The sequence below is a fragment of the Sediminibacillus terrae genome, from assembly GCF_009602435.1.
Classification (GTDB): domain Bacteria; phylum Bacillota; class Bacilli; order Bacillales; family Amphibacillaceae; genus Sediminibacillus; species Sediminibacillus terrae.
The window spans coordinates 101,236-117,367 of sequence record NZ_VZDQ01000023.1 but is presented as its reverse complement, the minus strand read 5'-3'; the positions used below and the strand labels follow the sequence as shown (position 1 = coordinate 117,367).

12 protein-coding genes and 1 riboswitch are annotated in these 16,132 nt (G+C 46.6%); of the genes, 7 read left to right on the top strand and 5 right to left on the bottom strand.

Annotated features, from left to right (window positions below; genetic code table 11):
• Positions 1-2 precede the first annotated feature (2 nt).
• The 3 genes from F6X55_RS09650 to F6X55_RS09640 form a co-directional block, all read right to left on the bottom strand.
• Positions 3-851, bottom strand: a complete 849-nt coding sequence (locus F6X55_RS09650) for a M55 family metallopeptidase (RefSeq protein ID WP_153462945.1) — start codon at positions 849-851, stop codon at positions 3-5.
• A 184-nt stretch (positions 852-1,035) separates the two neighbouring features.
• Positions 1,036-2,100, bottom strand: coding sequence for a M42 family metallopeptidase (locus F6X55_RS09645; protein WP_371069013.1), 1,065 nt, complete (start codon positions 2,098-2,100; stop codon positions 1,036-1,038).
• Between the two features lie 11 nt (positions 2,101-2,111).
• Positions 2,112-2,558: an Lrp/AsnC family transcriptional regulator gene (locus tag F6X55_RS09640; protein ID WP_153462941.1), complete on the bottom strand. Its 447-nt coding sequence runs from the start codon at positions 2,556-2,558 to the stop codon at positions 2,112-2,114.
• A gap of 188 nt (positions 2,559-2,746) precedes the next feature.
• Here F6X55_RS09640 and F6X55_RS09635 point away from each other — a divergent pair, with 188 nt between their 5' ends.
• The 7 genes from F6X55_RS09635 (at position 2,747) to F6X55_RS09605 (ending at position 14,638) form a co-directional block, all read left to right on the top strand.
• Positions 2,747-3,877: an amidohydrolase gene (locus tag F6X55_RS09635; protein ID WP_153462940.1), complete on the top strand. Its 1,131-nt coding sequence runs from the start codon at positions 2,747-2,749 to the stop codon at positions 3,875-3,877.
• Positions 3,878-4,056: 179 nt separating this feature from the next.
• Positions 4,057-6,033, top strand: a complete 1,977-nt coding sequence (locus tag F6X55_RS09630; protein ID WP_153462938.1) for a S9 family peptidase — start codon at positions 4,057-4,059, stop codon at positions 6,031-6,033.
• 21 nt (positions 6,034-6,054) lie between these two features.
• Positions 6,055-6,678: a pyroglutamyl-peptidase I gene (locus F6X55_RS09625; protein WP_153462936.1), complete on the top strand. Its 624-nt coding sequence runs from the start codon at positions 6,055-6,057 to the stop codon at positions 6,676-6,678.
• A 119-nt stretch (positions 6,679-6,797) separates the two neighbouring features.
• Positions 6,798-8,612 carry an oligoendopeptidase F gene (gene pepF / locus F6X55_RS09620; protein WP_153462934.1) on the top strand — a complete coding sequence of 605 codons (1,815 nt, stop codon included), beginning with the start codon at positions 6,798-6,800 and terminating at the stop codon, positions 8,610-8,612.
• A gap of 205 nt (positions 8,613-8,817) precedes the next feature.
• Positions 8,818-8,969: riboswitch (SAM riboswitch) on the top strand.
• Between the two features lie 182 nt (positions 8,970-9,151).
• Positions 9,152-10,651, top strand: coding sequence for a sodium:solute symporter family protein (locus tag F6X55_RS09615; protein WP_153462932.1), 1,500 nt, complete (start codon positions 9,152-9,154; stop codon positions 10,649-10,651).
• Positions 10,652-10,690: 39 nt separating this feature from the next.
• Positions 10,691-12,094, top strand: coding sequence for an LLM class flavin-dependent oxidoreductase (locus F6X55_RS09610; RefSeq protein ID WP_153462930.1), 1,404 nt, complete (start codon positions 10,691-10,693; stop codon positions 12,092-12,094).
• 417 nt (positions 12,095-12,511) lie between these two features.
• Entirely contained in the window at positions 12,512-14,638 is a 2,127-nt protein-coding gene (locus tag F6X55_RS09605; RefSeq protein ID WP_153463327.1) for an NTTRR-F1 domain, read from the top strand.
• A gap of 48 nt (positions 14,639-14,686) precedes the next feature.
• Here F6X55_RS09605 and F6X55_RS09600 read toward each other — a convergent pair whose 3' ends face one another.
• Positions 14,687-15,088 carry a hypothetical protein gene (locus tag F6X55_RS09600; protein WP_026572071.1) on the bottom strand — a complete coding sequence of 134 codons (402 nt, stop codon included), beginning with the start codon at positions 15,086-15,088 and terminating at the stop codon, positions 14,687-14,689.
• 188 nt (positions 15,089-15,276) lie between these two features.
• Positions 15,277-15,999, bottom strand: coding sequence for a 3-ketoacyl-ACP reductase (locus F6X55_RS09595; protein ID WP_026572070.1), 723 nt, complete (start codon positions 15,997-15,999; stop codon positions 15,277-15,279).
• Positions 16,000-16,132: the final 133 nt, after the last annotated feature.

Genomic DNA, 16,132 nt, shown 5'->3' with positions numbered 1-16,132 from the left:
AATCAGGCATTCACCTGTCCCAACACACCATTTGTCGCTGTCATCGCGATAATGACACAACCCCACATATGCTTGTACGCGGTGACGATATCGTTACAAGTGAATCGGATCCGCTTTGGAGAAATCAAATTTACGGTCGGCAGAGTGGTGGTCATCTGTGCCTGCTGCGGTCCTTTCATCTCAATTTCAAATGTAGTAGGACCAGTAATGGTTTCCGGCTCGAAACTTCCCGCTTTTTTTACTGCCGCCTCCGCTCTTTCTCGAATTTCCTTTCGGGCTGCCTCGGGATGAATCAACTCTGCAGCAAAACGGTCGACAGCCCGTTTCGTGACCGCGGCCTCTACTTGAGGAAAGGAGGTCTTTACTTCCTGAACATAAGCGTCATCTCCGCTGATGAAGATAGCAGGCACACCGAACTTCCCGGCTACAAGACTGTTCATTTCTGTTTCCCCGACGATTCGGCCGTTGATTTTCATCTCATTTACACAAACTCCGGCAAGCGTATGGCTGATCACCGTTCGTTCAGAGCCGCCTTCTCTTCCATGATGGCCAACGAACATAATGCCATCAAAACTATCGTCCAGGCCTTCCAGTTGACACATCACGCGATTGTTCCCCGAGACAAGTCTCGCTCGCCGATCAAGATCCTCTACTAAGATGTTGGACATATTTCCGTGACCATCAGCTACGACAATTTCTTTTGCCCCTCCCTGGAAAGCCCCTTCGATTGCTGCGTTTACATCCGCCGTCATTAGTCTTCGGAAGCGCTGATATTCTGCGTTTGTTTTTAATTGCTGATTGGTCGCCACTCCGGATATTCCCTCCATGTCGGCAGAAATAAAAATTTTCATCGAATCCCCCCTGAATAGTTCTTCAATTTTAAATTTTCTAACTTTTATTTATAAAAAAAAAGATGTGCTGCGAATTAATATTAAATGTGCCTTTTTAATTCTTTTGGAAAGTTGATTGCTAACACTGCGATATGGAAAAACGCTACCTGAAAACCACAAGCACGATGTGTGAAAAGCATGAAAGTTATCTAAAAGAAAAGAACTGTTGTTCGTCCATTTGCAAAATGACAGTCCTCACTATATCTTTTACCGCCATCACATCCCCCAGATCGATCAGTTCCACTGCAGTGTGGGTGTACCGTGACGGAATCGACAAGACACCCGTCGGAATCCCTTTGTTTGCATAAGTGACAGCTCCCCCGTCAGTTCCGATGCCGGTGAAAATTTCCAATTGATAAGGGATATGCTCTTTTTGGGCAAGATCGATCAGCAACTGTTTTATGGTACTGTGGACAATCAGGCTTGCATCCATCACCTTGATACCCGCTCCCCTGCCTAAACCAAGACTGTTATCCATCGGATTCTCAGGTGTATCGCTGACCGCTGTCGTATCGATTGCTAAAGCAGCATCAGCGGTTATACGTTGTGCCGCCGTTTTGGCACCACGCAATCCGACTTCTTCCTGGACGGTAAAAAGAAAGATCAACTCACCCGAAAAAGCTGTCCCCTCCAGGTCCTCCAAAACTTGTAGCAATACAGCACAACCTGATCGGTCATCAAGCGATTTAGCACGGATTTGCTGTTTATCTGGTGGTCCAAGCAACTTCCATTCCGTTCCCCAGGTAACGGGTGTTCCGACCTCTATCCCCATTTCCAAGACCTCTTGTTCAGAAGCTGCCCCGATATCAATGTACAACTCCCGATGATTTCTAACCGAAACGGCATCATCAAATTTTGCAAAGTGGGCAGACAACGTACCAATCACGCCGTCAACGACGGAGTCCCTGCCCAACAGCTTGACCGGCTGGGCCGGTAGATTACGGTCATCGTTTCCTCCCAGCTTTTCAAAACGGAGCAGTCCATTTGGTTCCACTTTTTTGATTAAAAATCCTACTTCATCCATGTGAGCTGTCAATAACAAAACAGGACCCGGTCGATTTCCTTTCTTTCTGGCTGTCACATTTCCGAGTGCGTCCACCGAAACGGTATCTGTTCTTTCTTTTAAGTAGTCGGTTAAGTAGTTACTTACTTCATGTTCATAACCACTCGGTCCAAGCAAACTTGTCAGTATCTTTAAATGTTGCAGCACATCCATTCCCCCTAAATATACTCGAACGTATTTTTGTAGTTCTCCAGTTGGATAATCGTGTTGATTTCAACGATTCCTTCAATCTTATCCAACTGCAAAATACTCTCCCTGATATCCTCCTGACTTTGCACATTGATTTGAATCAATAGTGGATAAGGGCCGGAAGTCATGGTAATAAATCTAACTTCCTTCATGGTCTTCAATTCTTCCATCACCTGTTCACACCGGCCTTGAGCCGTTTTGATTTGAATAATGGCTCCCGCCTTCAGACCTAGCGCTATCGGGTTTACGACACCTACTACTTCAATAATGTCGTTTTGCACAAGGTTCTTATACCGCAGGCGGATGGTCTTTTCTGTCACGTTTAATTGATTGGCAATTTCCGAAAAAGGGATTCTGCCATCCTTGGATAATATTCGGATAATCCCACGGTCTAATTCATCGATTTGATACTTCACTAAACCACCGACTTTCGTACTATTTTTCTGTGTTACTACTCTTTTATGATACCATTTTTAAATATTAAGATTATTTACAATAATATTCTTTTGATTTACTATCGTAACAAGGAATTGTATAAAGGCCATTATATAAAGAAAGATTTCAGAAATCAATGATTATTTTGAATTTTTAGGAGGAAAATTGCATGCAAGCCATTACAAATGTGACAGGTGTCGACGGGACAGGTCAAAAATTGGAAAACGTTACAATCTTAATCGAAAATGGGAAGTTCTTAGAGATTGGCAGACAGTTGGTTATACCAGAAGGAACCCAGACAATTGATGCCCATGGCAAGTTTTTCACACCCGGACTGATTGATGTACATACCCACTTAGGTGTCCATGAGGAAGGAATCGGAAAAGAAGGGCAGGATTTCAATGAAACTAGCCATGCGGCCACGCCCGAAGTGCGATCCATCGATGGAATTAACCCGTTCGACAAGGGATTTTCCGATGCCCGGAATGCCGGGGTGACGACGGTGCAAGTCATGCCCGGAAGTGCCAATGTGATCGGCGGCGAAATGTGTGTCCTAAAAACGGCTGGAACAATTGTCGATCAAATGGTCATCCGCACCCCCTCCGGATTGAAAGCTGCTACAGGGGAAAATCCGAAACGGTTCCATGGGGAAAAAGGAAGAATGCCTGTAACGAGAATGGGAGTCGCCGCCATCCTGCGCAAAAAACTCATCGAAACGGAGAACTACATAGCCAAACGGAAAGCTGGCACTGCCGACCGGGACTTGGCCTACGAACAGCTTGCAAAAGTATTGAACAAGGAAATCCCTTTGCGTGTCCATGCCCATCGTGCGGATGATATCGTGACCGTTTTACGGATTAAACGGGAGTTTTCCATCGACGTGACAATCGAACATTGTACAGAAGGACATTTGCTTGCACCCTATCTAGCGGAGCATGGTGTCCGTGTCTCTTCTGGTCCGACCATGACCCCTCGCTCGAAAGTAGAGTTGTCCGACAAAGGCTGGCATACGCTTCCTGCTTTAGCAGAAGCCGGTGTACCATTTTCCATCACTACCGACCATCCGGTAATCACCATCGAACATTTGATGACTAGTGCCATCATGTCTGTCAAAAAAGGACTGAGCGAGACTCAAGCCATGCGTGCCATTACTATGGATGCTGCCAGGCATTTAGGTGTGGAAAGCCGCGTCGGATCGGTGGAAGCAGGCAAAGATGCCGACTTCGTTTTATGGAGTGGGAGTCCTTTCGATTTACAAAGCAAGGTAGAGAAAACATTTATAGAGGGACAGCAAGTATAGTATGGAGGGTCATGAATAAACCGGCAAAATATATCATAGAAAAGCGTATGCACGGTTCCCGGATAAAGTAATAATGGCTGACGATCTTTGTCAACGAGTGGGTTGGTCTTAGGGCCACGTGGATGTTGGTACGACAGACAGCGACAAGCAGAAACTTTTAAAAAGAGGATGGTAAACAAATGAGGACAAAAGCAATCACTGCGGATGATTTATTAAAATTTTCCTTTCTTTCTGATCCCCAGCTTTCTCCTAACGGAAACTGGGTCGTTTATGCAATCCGAACGATTAGCGAAGAGAAAAAATACCAGTCAAATTTATATGTCGTCAACTTAACGACAAACGAAACCATTCCATTTACTCATGGGGATAGCATGGACTACCAACCACGCTGGTCCCCCGACGGACAAACAATTGTTTTCACTTCGAACCGATCCGGCAAACAACAGGTTTGGAAAATTTCATTCAGGGGTGGGGAAGCTGAACAGCTCACTAATTTCAAACACGGTGCCTCACAGCCCGTCTTTTCACCAGATGGACATAAACTGCTGCTCAAGGTTCCCCTTTCCGACCAGGACAGCGTGGAAGAGGAAGCCGATGTAAAAGATAACGAGGAGGACAGCAAAGGAGCTTACGCTACTACACGCCTCAAATATAAATCGGATGATGCCGGACTTTTACGTGATACCTCTCAACAACTGGTCCTATGGGATCTCAGAGACGAGAAAGCCGTGCAGCTTACCAGCGGAAAATTCGACCACCAGTTTGGCAGCTTTTCTCCTGACGGTAGCCGGATTGCTTTCAGTGCCAATCGTACAGATGATCCCGATCGTTCCTTCGTCTCAGACATTTTTGAATACGACCTGAAGGATGGGATTTTGACCAGACTTACTAATGGCATCGGGATGTTCATCCAGCCGAATTACGCCCCTGACGGAAACAAGCTATCTCTATTGGGACACGATTTGACCTATGCAGGAGCAACACTTACCAGGGTTTGGGTATTGGACCGAATAAGCAAGCAGCTTACTTGCCTGACAGACGATTGGGATGTACAGGCATCCGATGTTGCCATCAATGATATGGGAACAGGTACCGCAGGGAAGGGCGCCCTATGGGACAAGCAGCAGGATCGACTATACTTTTTGGGCAGCCAGAATGGGAACACTTCTGTCTATCAAGTAAGCATGGAAAAACAAGTATCCACAGTTACCAGTGGACGCAGGCAAATTTATGCTTTTCAATTGGACAATAAAGGAAATGCCGTCATCGCTGTCAGCGATCAAATGACACCGGGCGACCTTTATTTTGTTCCAAAATCAGGTGGCGATGAAAAGCGGCTGACAACCGTCAACAAGTGGCTTGATGATCGAACGCTTTCTCCAGCTGAAGAGATTCACCTTCAAGCTTCAGACGGTCAAATGTTGCATGGTTGGATGATGAAGCCTGTTGGTTTTACAAAGGAAAAAAAGCACCCACTTATCGTGGAAGTACACGGTGGTCCGCATGCCATGTACAGCAATGCCTTCATGCATGAATTCCAAGTACTTGCCGCAGCCGGATACGGCATTTTGTTCATCAATCCCCGCGGCAGTCATGGCTATGGTCAGAACTTTGTCGATGCGGTGCGCGGGGATTATGGAGGAAAAGACTACCAGGACATTCTCGATGCTGTAGATTATGCAACATCCCATTATAAATGGATCGATGAAAACCGTATAGGAATCACTGGGGGGAGCTATGGCGGATTTATGACGAACTGGGCCGTCGGACATACAAATCGTTTCAAAGCTGCTGTTACACAGCGTTCCATCAGTAATTGGATCAGCTTCTATGGAGTCAGTGATATTGGGTACTTTTTTACTGATTGGGAGCTAAAAACCAATTTACTCGAAGATCCGGACCGCATGTGGAAACATTCTCCTCTTCGCTATGTAAAGGATATTGAGACACCGCTGTTGATTTTGCATAGTGAAAAAGATTATCGCTGTCCCATCGAACAAGGCGAACAGCTATACGTCGCTCTTAAACACCAAAACAAAACGACAAAATTTGTGCGATTCCCGGGTTCTAACCATGAATTATCCCGCAGCGGGGATCCTTCCCTGCGTATTCGCCGCCTTAACGAAATCACGGATTGGTTTGATCACTATCTATAATTAGGAGAAGAGGTTTTATTCATGAAGATATTACTAACAGGTTTTGAACCGTTTTTGGGGATGAGTGAAAATCCAACCGAGCTTGTAACCAGAAAGTTCGCAGGGAAAACACTTTTAGGCATGGAGATAATCGGTCATATATTGCCCGTTGATTTTCAAAATGCTTCAAAACAATTGATCACCCAAGTAGACCAATTGCAGCCAGATATGATTGTTTCCCTCGGTTTGGCTGCCGGCCGCAACCAGATTACACCGGAACGGGTCGCCATCAACTGCATGGACGGAGAACCGGATAATGTCGGGAACAGCTATCAGGACAAAAAAATAGCCGACAACGGCCCTGATGGTTATTTCTCCACTCTGCCAATCAGAAACCTGGTGAAAGCACTTCAGCAAACAGGCATTCCCGCCGGCATCTCTAATTCAGCAGGTACTTATCTTTGCAATCAAATCATGTACACAGCCAGCCACTATATCGAAACCAGCGACATCGATTGCCGAACAGGATTTATCCATATGCCCGCCCACCACGAGCTGGCACTGGCGAATCCGAAGCTTCCTTCCTGGTCGTTGAACGATTTAAACACAGCTGTGGAGGTCATTTTGCAGGAGCTGGCAAAAACATCGAAAAAGGAAATCAGCTAAACGATTGTGTCGGTCGCCCATATTAAGGAAAGTAAGTTGCCAAAGCGGTTCCCGGCTCTCAAACTAGATAAAAAGAAATAAACCGATTGAACCGATCTAATCAACAATTTTAGGAGGACATGTTAATGACCAACCACCAACGTATTAGCCGTGACCAGGTCCCTGATGCAGCAACCTGGGATTTAACCGATTTATTCGCTTCAAGGGATGAATGGGAAGAGGAATTACGTGCAGTCCAGCAAAGTTTACCTGAAGTCACTCAGTATCAGGGGAAAATCGGAGAAAATGCTGCAACACTCCGAGACTGTTTAGAAGCCCGCGAAAAGTTGTTGCAACGGGTAATACGAGTTGCCACTTATGCAAACTTAAGGCAATCAGCTGACAGTACCGACAGTACCAACCAGGCGAATGCAGCAAAGGTAAGCGATGTTTTGGCAAAAATCGACGCGGTTCTTTCCTTCGTCGAAATCGAAATCATTTCCGTTCCGGAAGCGAAACTCAATCAATATTTCGATGATGAACCGAAGCTTATTCCTTTCTCCAAATACGTAAATGATTTAAAAGAAAAACAATCGCATACCCTGTCAGCGGAAACAGAGTCGGCTCTAGCTTCTTTGGGTTCTTTATTCCGTTCTCCTTATACTACTTATAATCGGAGCAAGCTGTCAGACATGCAGTTTGTGCCTTTTCCCAATGATAATGGAGAATATCAACCGAATTCCTTTGCCCTATATGAAGCCAATTACGAAGCCTCCCCATCTGCTGTGGTTAGGAAAAATGCATATGATTCTTTTGTCAAAACGTTAAAACAGTTTAAAAACACGTTTGCTGCTACCTATGCCACAAAAGTCAATCAGGAAGTAGTGATGTCGAGGCTGCGCAACTATGATTCCGTCACCGATATGCTGCTGGCCCCACAGCAAGTGACACAGGAAATGTACCATAACCAGTTGGATATTCTTCTAGAGGAATTGGCTCCGCATATGCGCCGATTTGCCAAGTTGAAGCAGCAAGTACTCGGTTTGGAGAAAATGGCCTTCCATGACTTAAAAGCCCCGCTCGACCCTGATTTCAATCCGGAAACCAGTTATGAAGAGGCGGCCGAAACCGTATTGGAAGCTCTAAAGGTGATGGGACCCGAATATAGCCGCATTATGGAAACAGCATTATCTGAACGTTGGATCGACTATGCCGACAACATCGGAAAATCGACCGGTGCATTTTGCTCCAGTCCATATGGCGTTCATCCCTATATATTGACAACCTGGACCAATCAAATGCGTGGAGCCTTTACGCTCGCCCACGAACTCGGACACGCAGGTCACTTTTATCTGGCTGGCAAAAATCAACGCCTGACCAATTCCAGACCATCTACCTATTTCATCGAAGCACCTTCGACGATGAACGAAATGCTGCTTGGCAACCATTTGTTATCGAATACTGATGATACCCGGATGAGAAGATGGGTCATTTTACAGCTGCTTGGCACCTATTATCATAACTTCGTCACCCATCTGCTGGAAGGAGCTTTTCAGCGCAGGGTCTATCAGCTTGCAGAATCCGGCGAGCCATTGACAGCCGACGTTTTATCCGGTCAAAAAGCCGCTGTATTATCAGAGTTTTGGGATGACAGCGTTGAGATTGATGAAGGAGCGACCTTGACCTGGATGCGCCAGCCACATTACTATATGGGTCTTTATTCTTACACGTATTCGGCAGGATTGACGGTTTCTACGGCTGTTTCACAAACCATTTTCGAGGAAGGACAGCCTGCCATCGACCGTTGGCTTGACGTTTTAAAAGCAGGAGGTACCAAGAAACCACTCGATCTAATTAAACAAGCAGGTGTCGACATGGAAAAGCCCGATGCCATCCGCCAGGCCGTCTCCTATGTTGCCAGCCTGATCGACGAACTCGAAAAAAGCTACGAATGAAGAAGGGGGTCAGTCCCCCACTACACTGTCGTGTTAGCGTGACGCAGTGTTAATTGTGTGGGGGACTGGTGTGGGGGACTGACCCCAGGGAGTGGAACAAGTCCAGAGTATGAAGAAAAAATATTCTGAAATATCTGTTGACAGTTTGCAAATCCATTGTTACTATAATTCCTAATTAAAGTGAAAACAAAATAAATGAAGTTGTCTCTTATCAAGAGCAGGTGGAGGGAAATGGCCCGATGAAGCCCGGCAACCGACTGTAATACCATTGTGAAATGGGGCGTATAACTGCGCCGCGGTTCTCACCGCTTAAAGCACGGTGCTAATTCCTGCAGTAGCGATACTGCGAGATAAGAGAAAGGGCTGATGCATGTTTAGATGATAAACCTCTTTCTCTTAGAAAGGGGTTTTTTTGATGGATGAAAACAAAAAGGAGGAAGCAGCATGTTTCTAATGTATGGATTGTCTGCAATAGGGTTTGCCGTGATTGGCAGTCTTGTCTGCTCGATTATTTATCCTAAAAACAAGGAGGCAGCTAAATGAGCACATTGCCAACATGGACAATTGGTTTGATTGTGGCACTTTTAGTCGGATACTTTTTTGTCGTTTCTTATATCGGCAAACGGGGATCTCGACACAGCAAGACGATGACGGGCTTTGCCACAGCCCGTGGAAAAGTAAGCCCATGGCTTGTGGGGGCTAGCTTTGCCGCCACCTTTGCCAGTGCCAATTTGTACTTAGGCCTGCCTGGTCTTGCCTATCAATATGGCATCTCGGTATTGTGGTACACCTTGGGAAGCTTCGGAACCGCATGGCTCGGTTTGCTTCTTTTCGCTAAGACTTTTTGGAAATACCAAAAACAAAAAGGCGGGGTTTCCACGCTGCCGGAATGGCTCGGAAAAAGGTATAACAGCAAAACATTGCAAATCCTGGTGTCCATCTTGCTGTTGTTCAATATCTATTACATTGTCGGTCAGAATGTTGGCCTGGCAACGATTTTTGAAACCATTATCGGCATCCCTTATGAATGGGGAGTGGTTTCCGGTGTGGCAATCACGATCGTTTATATAGGGATGGGCGGTGCCTTTGCGCAAATTATCACCGATGCTTTTCAAGGGGTATTGATGTCTGTCACCTCTGTCTTGATCATTGTTTCATTGTTCTGGACAATCGGCGGAGGCTTTCAGGTGTTCAACCGGATGTTTGATCAATTGGCGGCCATCGACCCTTCGCTTGTATCTACTTTTTCACCGGACGGGCCGTACGACAGTGTCACTACCGTTTTGGCCATCCAATTTCTGATGATCAGTTTTGTATTGATGCCGCAGCTGCTAAATAAAATTTTAGCAATCGAAACAGAAGAGGAATTGCGGCCTTTTGTGATTTCAAGCGGCGTTCATTTGTTTTTCATCTCTTACCTGCCCGTGTTCGGCGGTTTTGCAGCAAAGATTCTCGTTCCCGGCCTGACAGAAGCAGATCAAGCATTGCCCGCTTATTTAATCGAGGCTTTTCCACCAGTCCTCGTTGCGTTTATGATCGTCGGCGTTATTTCAGCCGTACTTTCGAGCACAGACAGCCTTTATCTATCGATAACCTCCAGTATCGGCAATGACATTTACCTGCCGCTTGTGCAAAAAAAACAATCCAGCCTTTCTCCTGCCAACTATGACCAGCGTGCAGTTGTCATTGCCAAGTCCTCGTTGATAATTGTCGGAGCGGCTTCGCTTTACTTGTCAATAAATCGGCCAGAGTCCTTGGCCATGCTCATTCAATTTAGTTTCTCGGCCATCATCAGCGGCGTATTCGGACCAGTACTGCTAGGCTACTTTTGGAATAAAGGAAATCGAACAGGCGCAATAGTCTCCGTTTTGACCGGTTCCCTTTCTTATTTGTCCTTTACGCAGTTCCACCTGCTGCCGAATTTATACATCGCCTTGTTCGTGAGTTCAGCACTCGGATTTGTAAGCATGCTGGCGACGAGCTATCTGGCGGCAGCATTCGGACCTAAGGTGGGCATCGCCGGCAAACATAGTGCTTAAATAGAACTGCAGAATAATTCGTTACAGGAGGAATTCCCATTGACCAAACAAATCATTTTACATGCCTTCGAAATGAACAGTGCCATGCATAATTCGCATGGTCTCTGGAAGCATCCGCACAGCAAGCGGCATCGCGGCTATAAGGATCTGCAATATTGGGTAGACCTTGCCCGCTTGTTGGAGAAAGGTAAATTCGATGCGGTGTTTTTTGCTGATGTACTCGGTATCTACGATGTTTACCGTAATAGTAAAGCGCCATCGATACGAGATGGTTTACAAGTACCGGTGAATGATCCAGCCCTGCTTGTTTCGGCAATGGCCCAAGCGACCGAGCACCTGGCATTCGCCATTACTGTCAGCACCACCTATGAACCACCCTTTGGAAATGCCAGACGGTTTTCCACTCTGGACCATTTGACCAATGGCAGAGTTGCCTGGAATATTGTGACTTCCTATCTGCCAAACGCAGCAAGAAACTTTGGTCTCGAAGAAATGATTAAACACGATGAACGATATGATATCGCCGATGAATACCTGGATGTATCCTATCAACTTTGGGAAGGAAGCTGGGAAAATGATGCTTTCATTGAAGACAGGCAAGAAGGTACTTTGATCAACCCGGAAAAAGTCCACGAAATCAAACATCAAGGTAATTACTTCAATGTTGAAGGCCCGCACCTTAGTGAACCATCTCCGCAAAGAACTCCTGTCCTTTACCAGGCAGGCACATCGGTACGCGGACGTGCCTTCGCCGCAAAGCATGCCGAGTGTATTTTTGTCGGCGGTCCGACCCCGGAAAGGATCCGATACTACATCGAAGACATTAAAGAACAGGCAGAAAAACACGGAAGGGATACTTCAAAAATAAAATTTTTATCCTTTCTTAATGTCATCGTCGGAGAAACAACCGAGGAAGCGGAACGGAAATACGAAGAATATGCCAGTCATTGGAGTCCGGATGCTGCCAAAGCACAATATGGTGCCAGCGGTTATGACATCTCAGAATACGAGGAAATCGACCGCTCATTGCCGTTTGAATACACCAAAAAGACAGAGGGTGGGCATTACAAAGCAGCAACCCTGACAAAAGATGCTCCGAAAAAGCTTACTGTAGGGGAAGTACTTGACCGCTTTGAAACATTGGACCGTTCTACTATCATTGTCGGAAATCCGGAAGAAGTAGCAGACGCCATCCAATTCCAATTTGAAGAATCCGGTGTGGATGGTTTTAACTTGAATCACCTCGTAACACCTGGAGATTTGGAAGCTTTTGTGGAATTAGTGGTACCTGTCCTGCAAAAACGCGGGATTTATAAAAAGTCGTACAGGGATGGAACACTCAGAGAAAAGCTTTTCACCGAAGGACCAATCCTTCCTATAGACCATCCTGGCAGCAAGTACAGGAATCTTTCTCTGGTTAAGAAGGGCCAGGACATAACCTAATTCCCTATGTAAAAACCGAACCGATAACTAAAAAAACTTTTTGTCCTATTGATAAATGGCAAATATTCCTTCCAATCCGACAAGTTGTTTCGATATCCACTGGAGGGTTCAACTAACTGGTTAAAGGAAAGCGCCTGTAATTACCGTAGCAATAGGAAGAACTTCTCTTAAAAGGGAGTTGATTTGAAGATTTTACTATATTAAAGGATTTTAATAAAGATTTAAAAACCGAACGAATTCACGATTAGCGTTTCGAATTCGCTCGGTTTTGTTTTGCCCAAAACGCTTTTTTTCCGCTACTTTTTCTCCATTTTTCCATCAAATTCATCTTGGTTATTTTTATAAGGCATCCGTCCTCAACAGGCTGTCCTTTTTTGGCATACGATTGAATTAAGCAAAAGAAAGGAGGTGGTTATTATTTCTATCGATAACTTAATAGTAAATGGAAGCTTTGAATCAGGTGATTTATCATATTGGCAGGCTCAAAATGTAAGCATCACTTCTACCCATAAACATTCTGGATACTATGCAGCCAGGATGGCATATAGTTCAACTTTTTCCACACTTTCTCAAACACTGTCAGTAGAACCCAATCAAAGCTATGAACTAATAGCTTCCCTATCAAAAGGTGACTTACAAGCAAGCCCGGTTATCCGATTCCAAGTGTTATTTTTGGATGACCAGGAAAACGTGTTGATGGAAGGGTTGAAAGTGGACATCACTTATGACAGCATCCCTTCTGCTACTGATGATACTTGGATAGAGATTTATCAAACCACTGATAAATCTCCGCCAACTACTTCGCAAGTACAAGTCATTATCAGTAAACCGGCCAGTTCGCTTATAACCCCTTACGTTTACATTGATGATGTGGCATTGCTCGCAGCTGACGCCACCGGATCGCAGGGCATTACAGGACCCACTGGTGCTGCCGGGCCGACCGGAGTTGCTGGACCCACCGGAGCTACTGGGCCTACGGGGATTACTGGTCCCACGGGCGCTGCTGGACCGACGGGGGCTACCGGGCCAACGGGGGTGACCGGATCTACCGGCGCTGTTGGGCCTACGGGGATTACTGGTCCCACGGGCGCTGCCGGACCGATGGGGGCTACCGGGCCTACGGGGGTGACCGGACCTACCGGAGTTGCTGGGCCCATCGGGGCTACTGGACCCAATGGTACTGCTGGACCGACGGGGGCTACCGGGCCCAAGGGGGTGACCGGACCTACCGGAGTTGCTGGACCCATCGGGGCTACTGGACCCAATGGTGCTGCCGGACCGACGGGGGCTACCGGGCCTACGGGGGTGACCGGATCTACCGGCGCTGTTGGGCCTACGGGGATTACTGGTCCCACGGGCGCTGCCGGACCTACTGGAGTTGCTGGACCCACCGGGGCTACTGGACCCAATGGTGCTGCTGGACCGACGGGGGCTACTGGACCCAATGGTGCTGCTGGACCGACGGGGGCTACCGGGCCTACGGGGGTGACCGGATCTACCGGCGCTGCTGGGCCTACGGGGATTACTGGTCCCACGGGCGCTGCTGGACCTACGGGGGCTATCGGACCTACCGGCGCTGCTGGGTCTACGGGTGTTACCGGACCTACGGGCGCTACTGGACCTACCGGGGTTGCCGGGCCAACGGGGGCTGCCGGGCCAACGGGGGCTGCTGGACCCACTGGCGCTGCTGGACCTACCGGGGCTGCTGGGCCTACGGGCGCGCCTGGAGGTGCTACTGGGGCCACTGGATCGACAGGGCCGACCGGCGCTACTGGACCTACTGGGCCTCAAGGGCCTACTGGCATTACGGGAGCGCAAGGACCTACTGGTACAATAGCACCAAGTCCTTTTGAAGTGTACGTTCAAGCTGGTGCGGTAGGTGGAAACGGCTCACATGCCAGTCCTTATGGAACGATACAACAAGGGATAGCTGCTGTTTCACCGACAGGAACGGTCCATGTTTTAGGGGGCACGTATCCGATTACTGCAAGTATTCCTGTTAATAAAAACGGTGTCACCATCCAAGCTTATCCCAACACATCGCTCGTGTTGCAAGCTGCTGTTATACCTTTCATCGTAACCGGGAATGGAATAACGATTGACGGATTTACCTTTACAAGCAATGCCCCTTATGCAGTGCCATTCATTCAAATTGGAGGAACCAATCATCAAATCAGTAACAATACCATTTATGGTCCTCCTCAAGCAGGACCTTCTACAGGTTGGATAACCAATCGCGGTTTTATCACGAACGCCAACAATATGACCAATCTTCTCGTAAAAGATAACATTTTTCATACCATGCGCCAGCCTGCTTATCTAAATCCAGGAACGACGGGATACATCATCAACAATATTGTCTATAATACAAGGGGATTTGTTGTCGACAGATGTGTATTTACTTTCTCCGGAAACTCTTGGGGAAACCCTGAAAATGCCGTGGATATTGCCCTGTTAACAGGTACTCAAACCGGACCGCCATATGATCCTTTAACCGAGCTGTCTGATAGCAACAGTAATGCTACAATTAGCGACCAACGATAAGAAGGTATATGCAAGCCGAACCCATGTGTGCGGCTTGCATATAATTTTTTATGGTGCAAAAGGAAAATAAAGCACTCCCAATACAAACAGTAGGCAATACCCGCCGATAATATAAAACAGGCTAAACACAATGTCTGCCACGATGAGCGTCCACTTCACTGCAGAGGTCTGTCCCCAGGCAAATCCGATCCAGCGATAATTAATCAACAATAACAAGTAGGTGCCTAAAACAATAAATCCAGGGATAACCCAGCTTCCGACTGCTTCACTGCTTTCCTGGTTATATCCTTCAAAAAAACCGGACTGCCACTTCACGATTTGACTGCCGATGAGGAAAACGATCCCTAATATTGTCCCCAGACCGCCCAACAATCTCTTTTCCCGCTTAGAAGCTCTGAATAGCAGTCCATATGCAATCAACCCAAATAATATGGCGATGATATAATCCAAACTCATCCCTCCTTTGAGGATTTCTTCCGGGAATGACTACACTGTATTAAAGACAATCAAGCTGTTGCTGACCAAAATACCTATCCACCATAAAATATACGCAACGTCCTTCAGGTCCCATAACCACATTTCTGATACTATCTTTCAATATGGTTAGTTGACTCTCTTCCTCTAAACTAACATTCTGATCAAAATGGATTTGTCGCCCACAGCGATGCAGATTTGATGAATATTCTCGGATGCAACTTCAGCTGCGCAACCATATATTCTGCCAAATCTTCCGGTTGCATATATTTTTCCTGATCCGCTTCATCCAGATTATCTTTGAAAACCAATTCTGTCGCTACGGTACTGGGCGTCAAGGCGGCCACACGGATGTTGTGCCTGCGCACTTCCTGTGCAAGTGACTCTGTCATACCCAGAAGACCAAACTTTGAAGCACTGTATGCACTCGATCCAGGGGTGCCCCGTAAACCAGAAGTGGAAGAAATATTGATAATGTCACCCCGTTTTTTCTCGATCAGCTGCGGCAGCACCGTTCTTGTTACAAAGTAAGCTCCCATCAGATTGACGTCGATGACCCTTTTCCAGTCTTCCGGTTCAAAGTCAAGAAAACCAGCATATTTTCCGATTCCTGCATTGTTGATTAATATATCGGCCGATCCTACTTTTTCCTTCAGAGCTCCAACAGCGGCTTCGACTTGCGCCAAATCCGATACGTCTGCCGAGGCGCAGGCAGCTTCTCCTCCATTTCCGTTAATTTCTTCTGCGACAGCTTTCAAATCAGGCAAGGTCCGTGCGATCAAGCCAACCTTTACCCCTTCTTTTGCCAAAGCAAGAGCAGTAGCACGACCGATTCCTTTTCCTCCTCCAGTTATGTAGGCAACCTTCCCTTGCAATGATTGTGCCATTTTCATTTCCCCTTCCTATTAAAGATATTACTCTCTCTCAATAGTTTAACAGTTCCATTGTTCGCCATCTCGTCTAGGATCTTGTTTTTTTCTAAACAGGGAGGATTATCAAGCTGAGACTGGAATAAAGTAG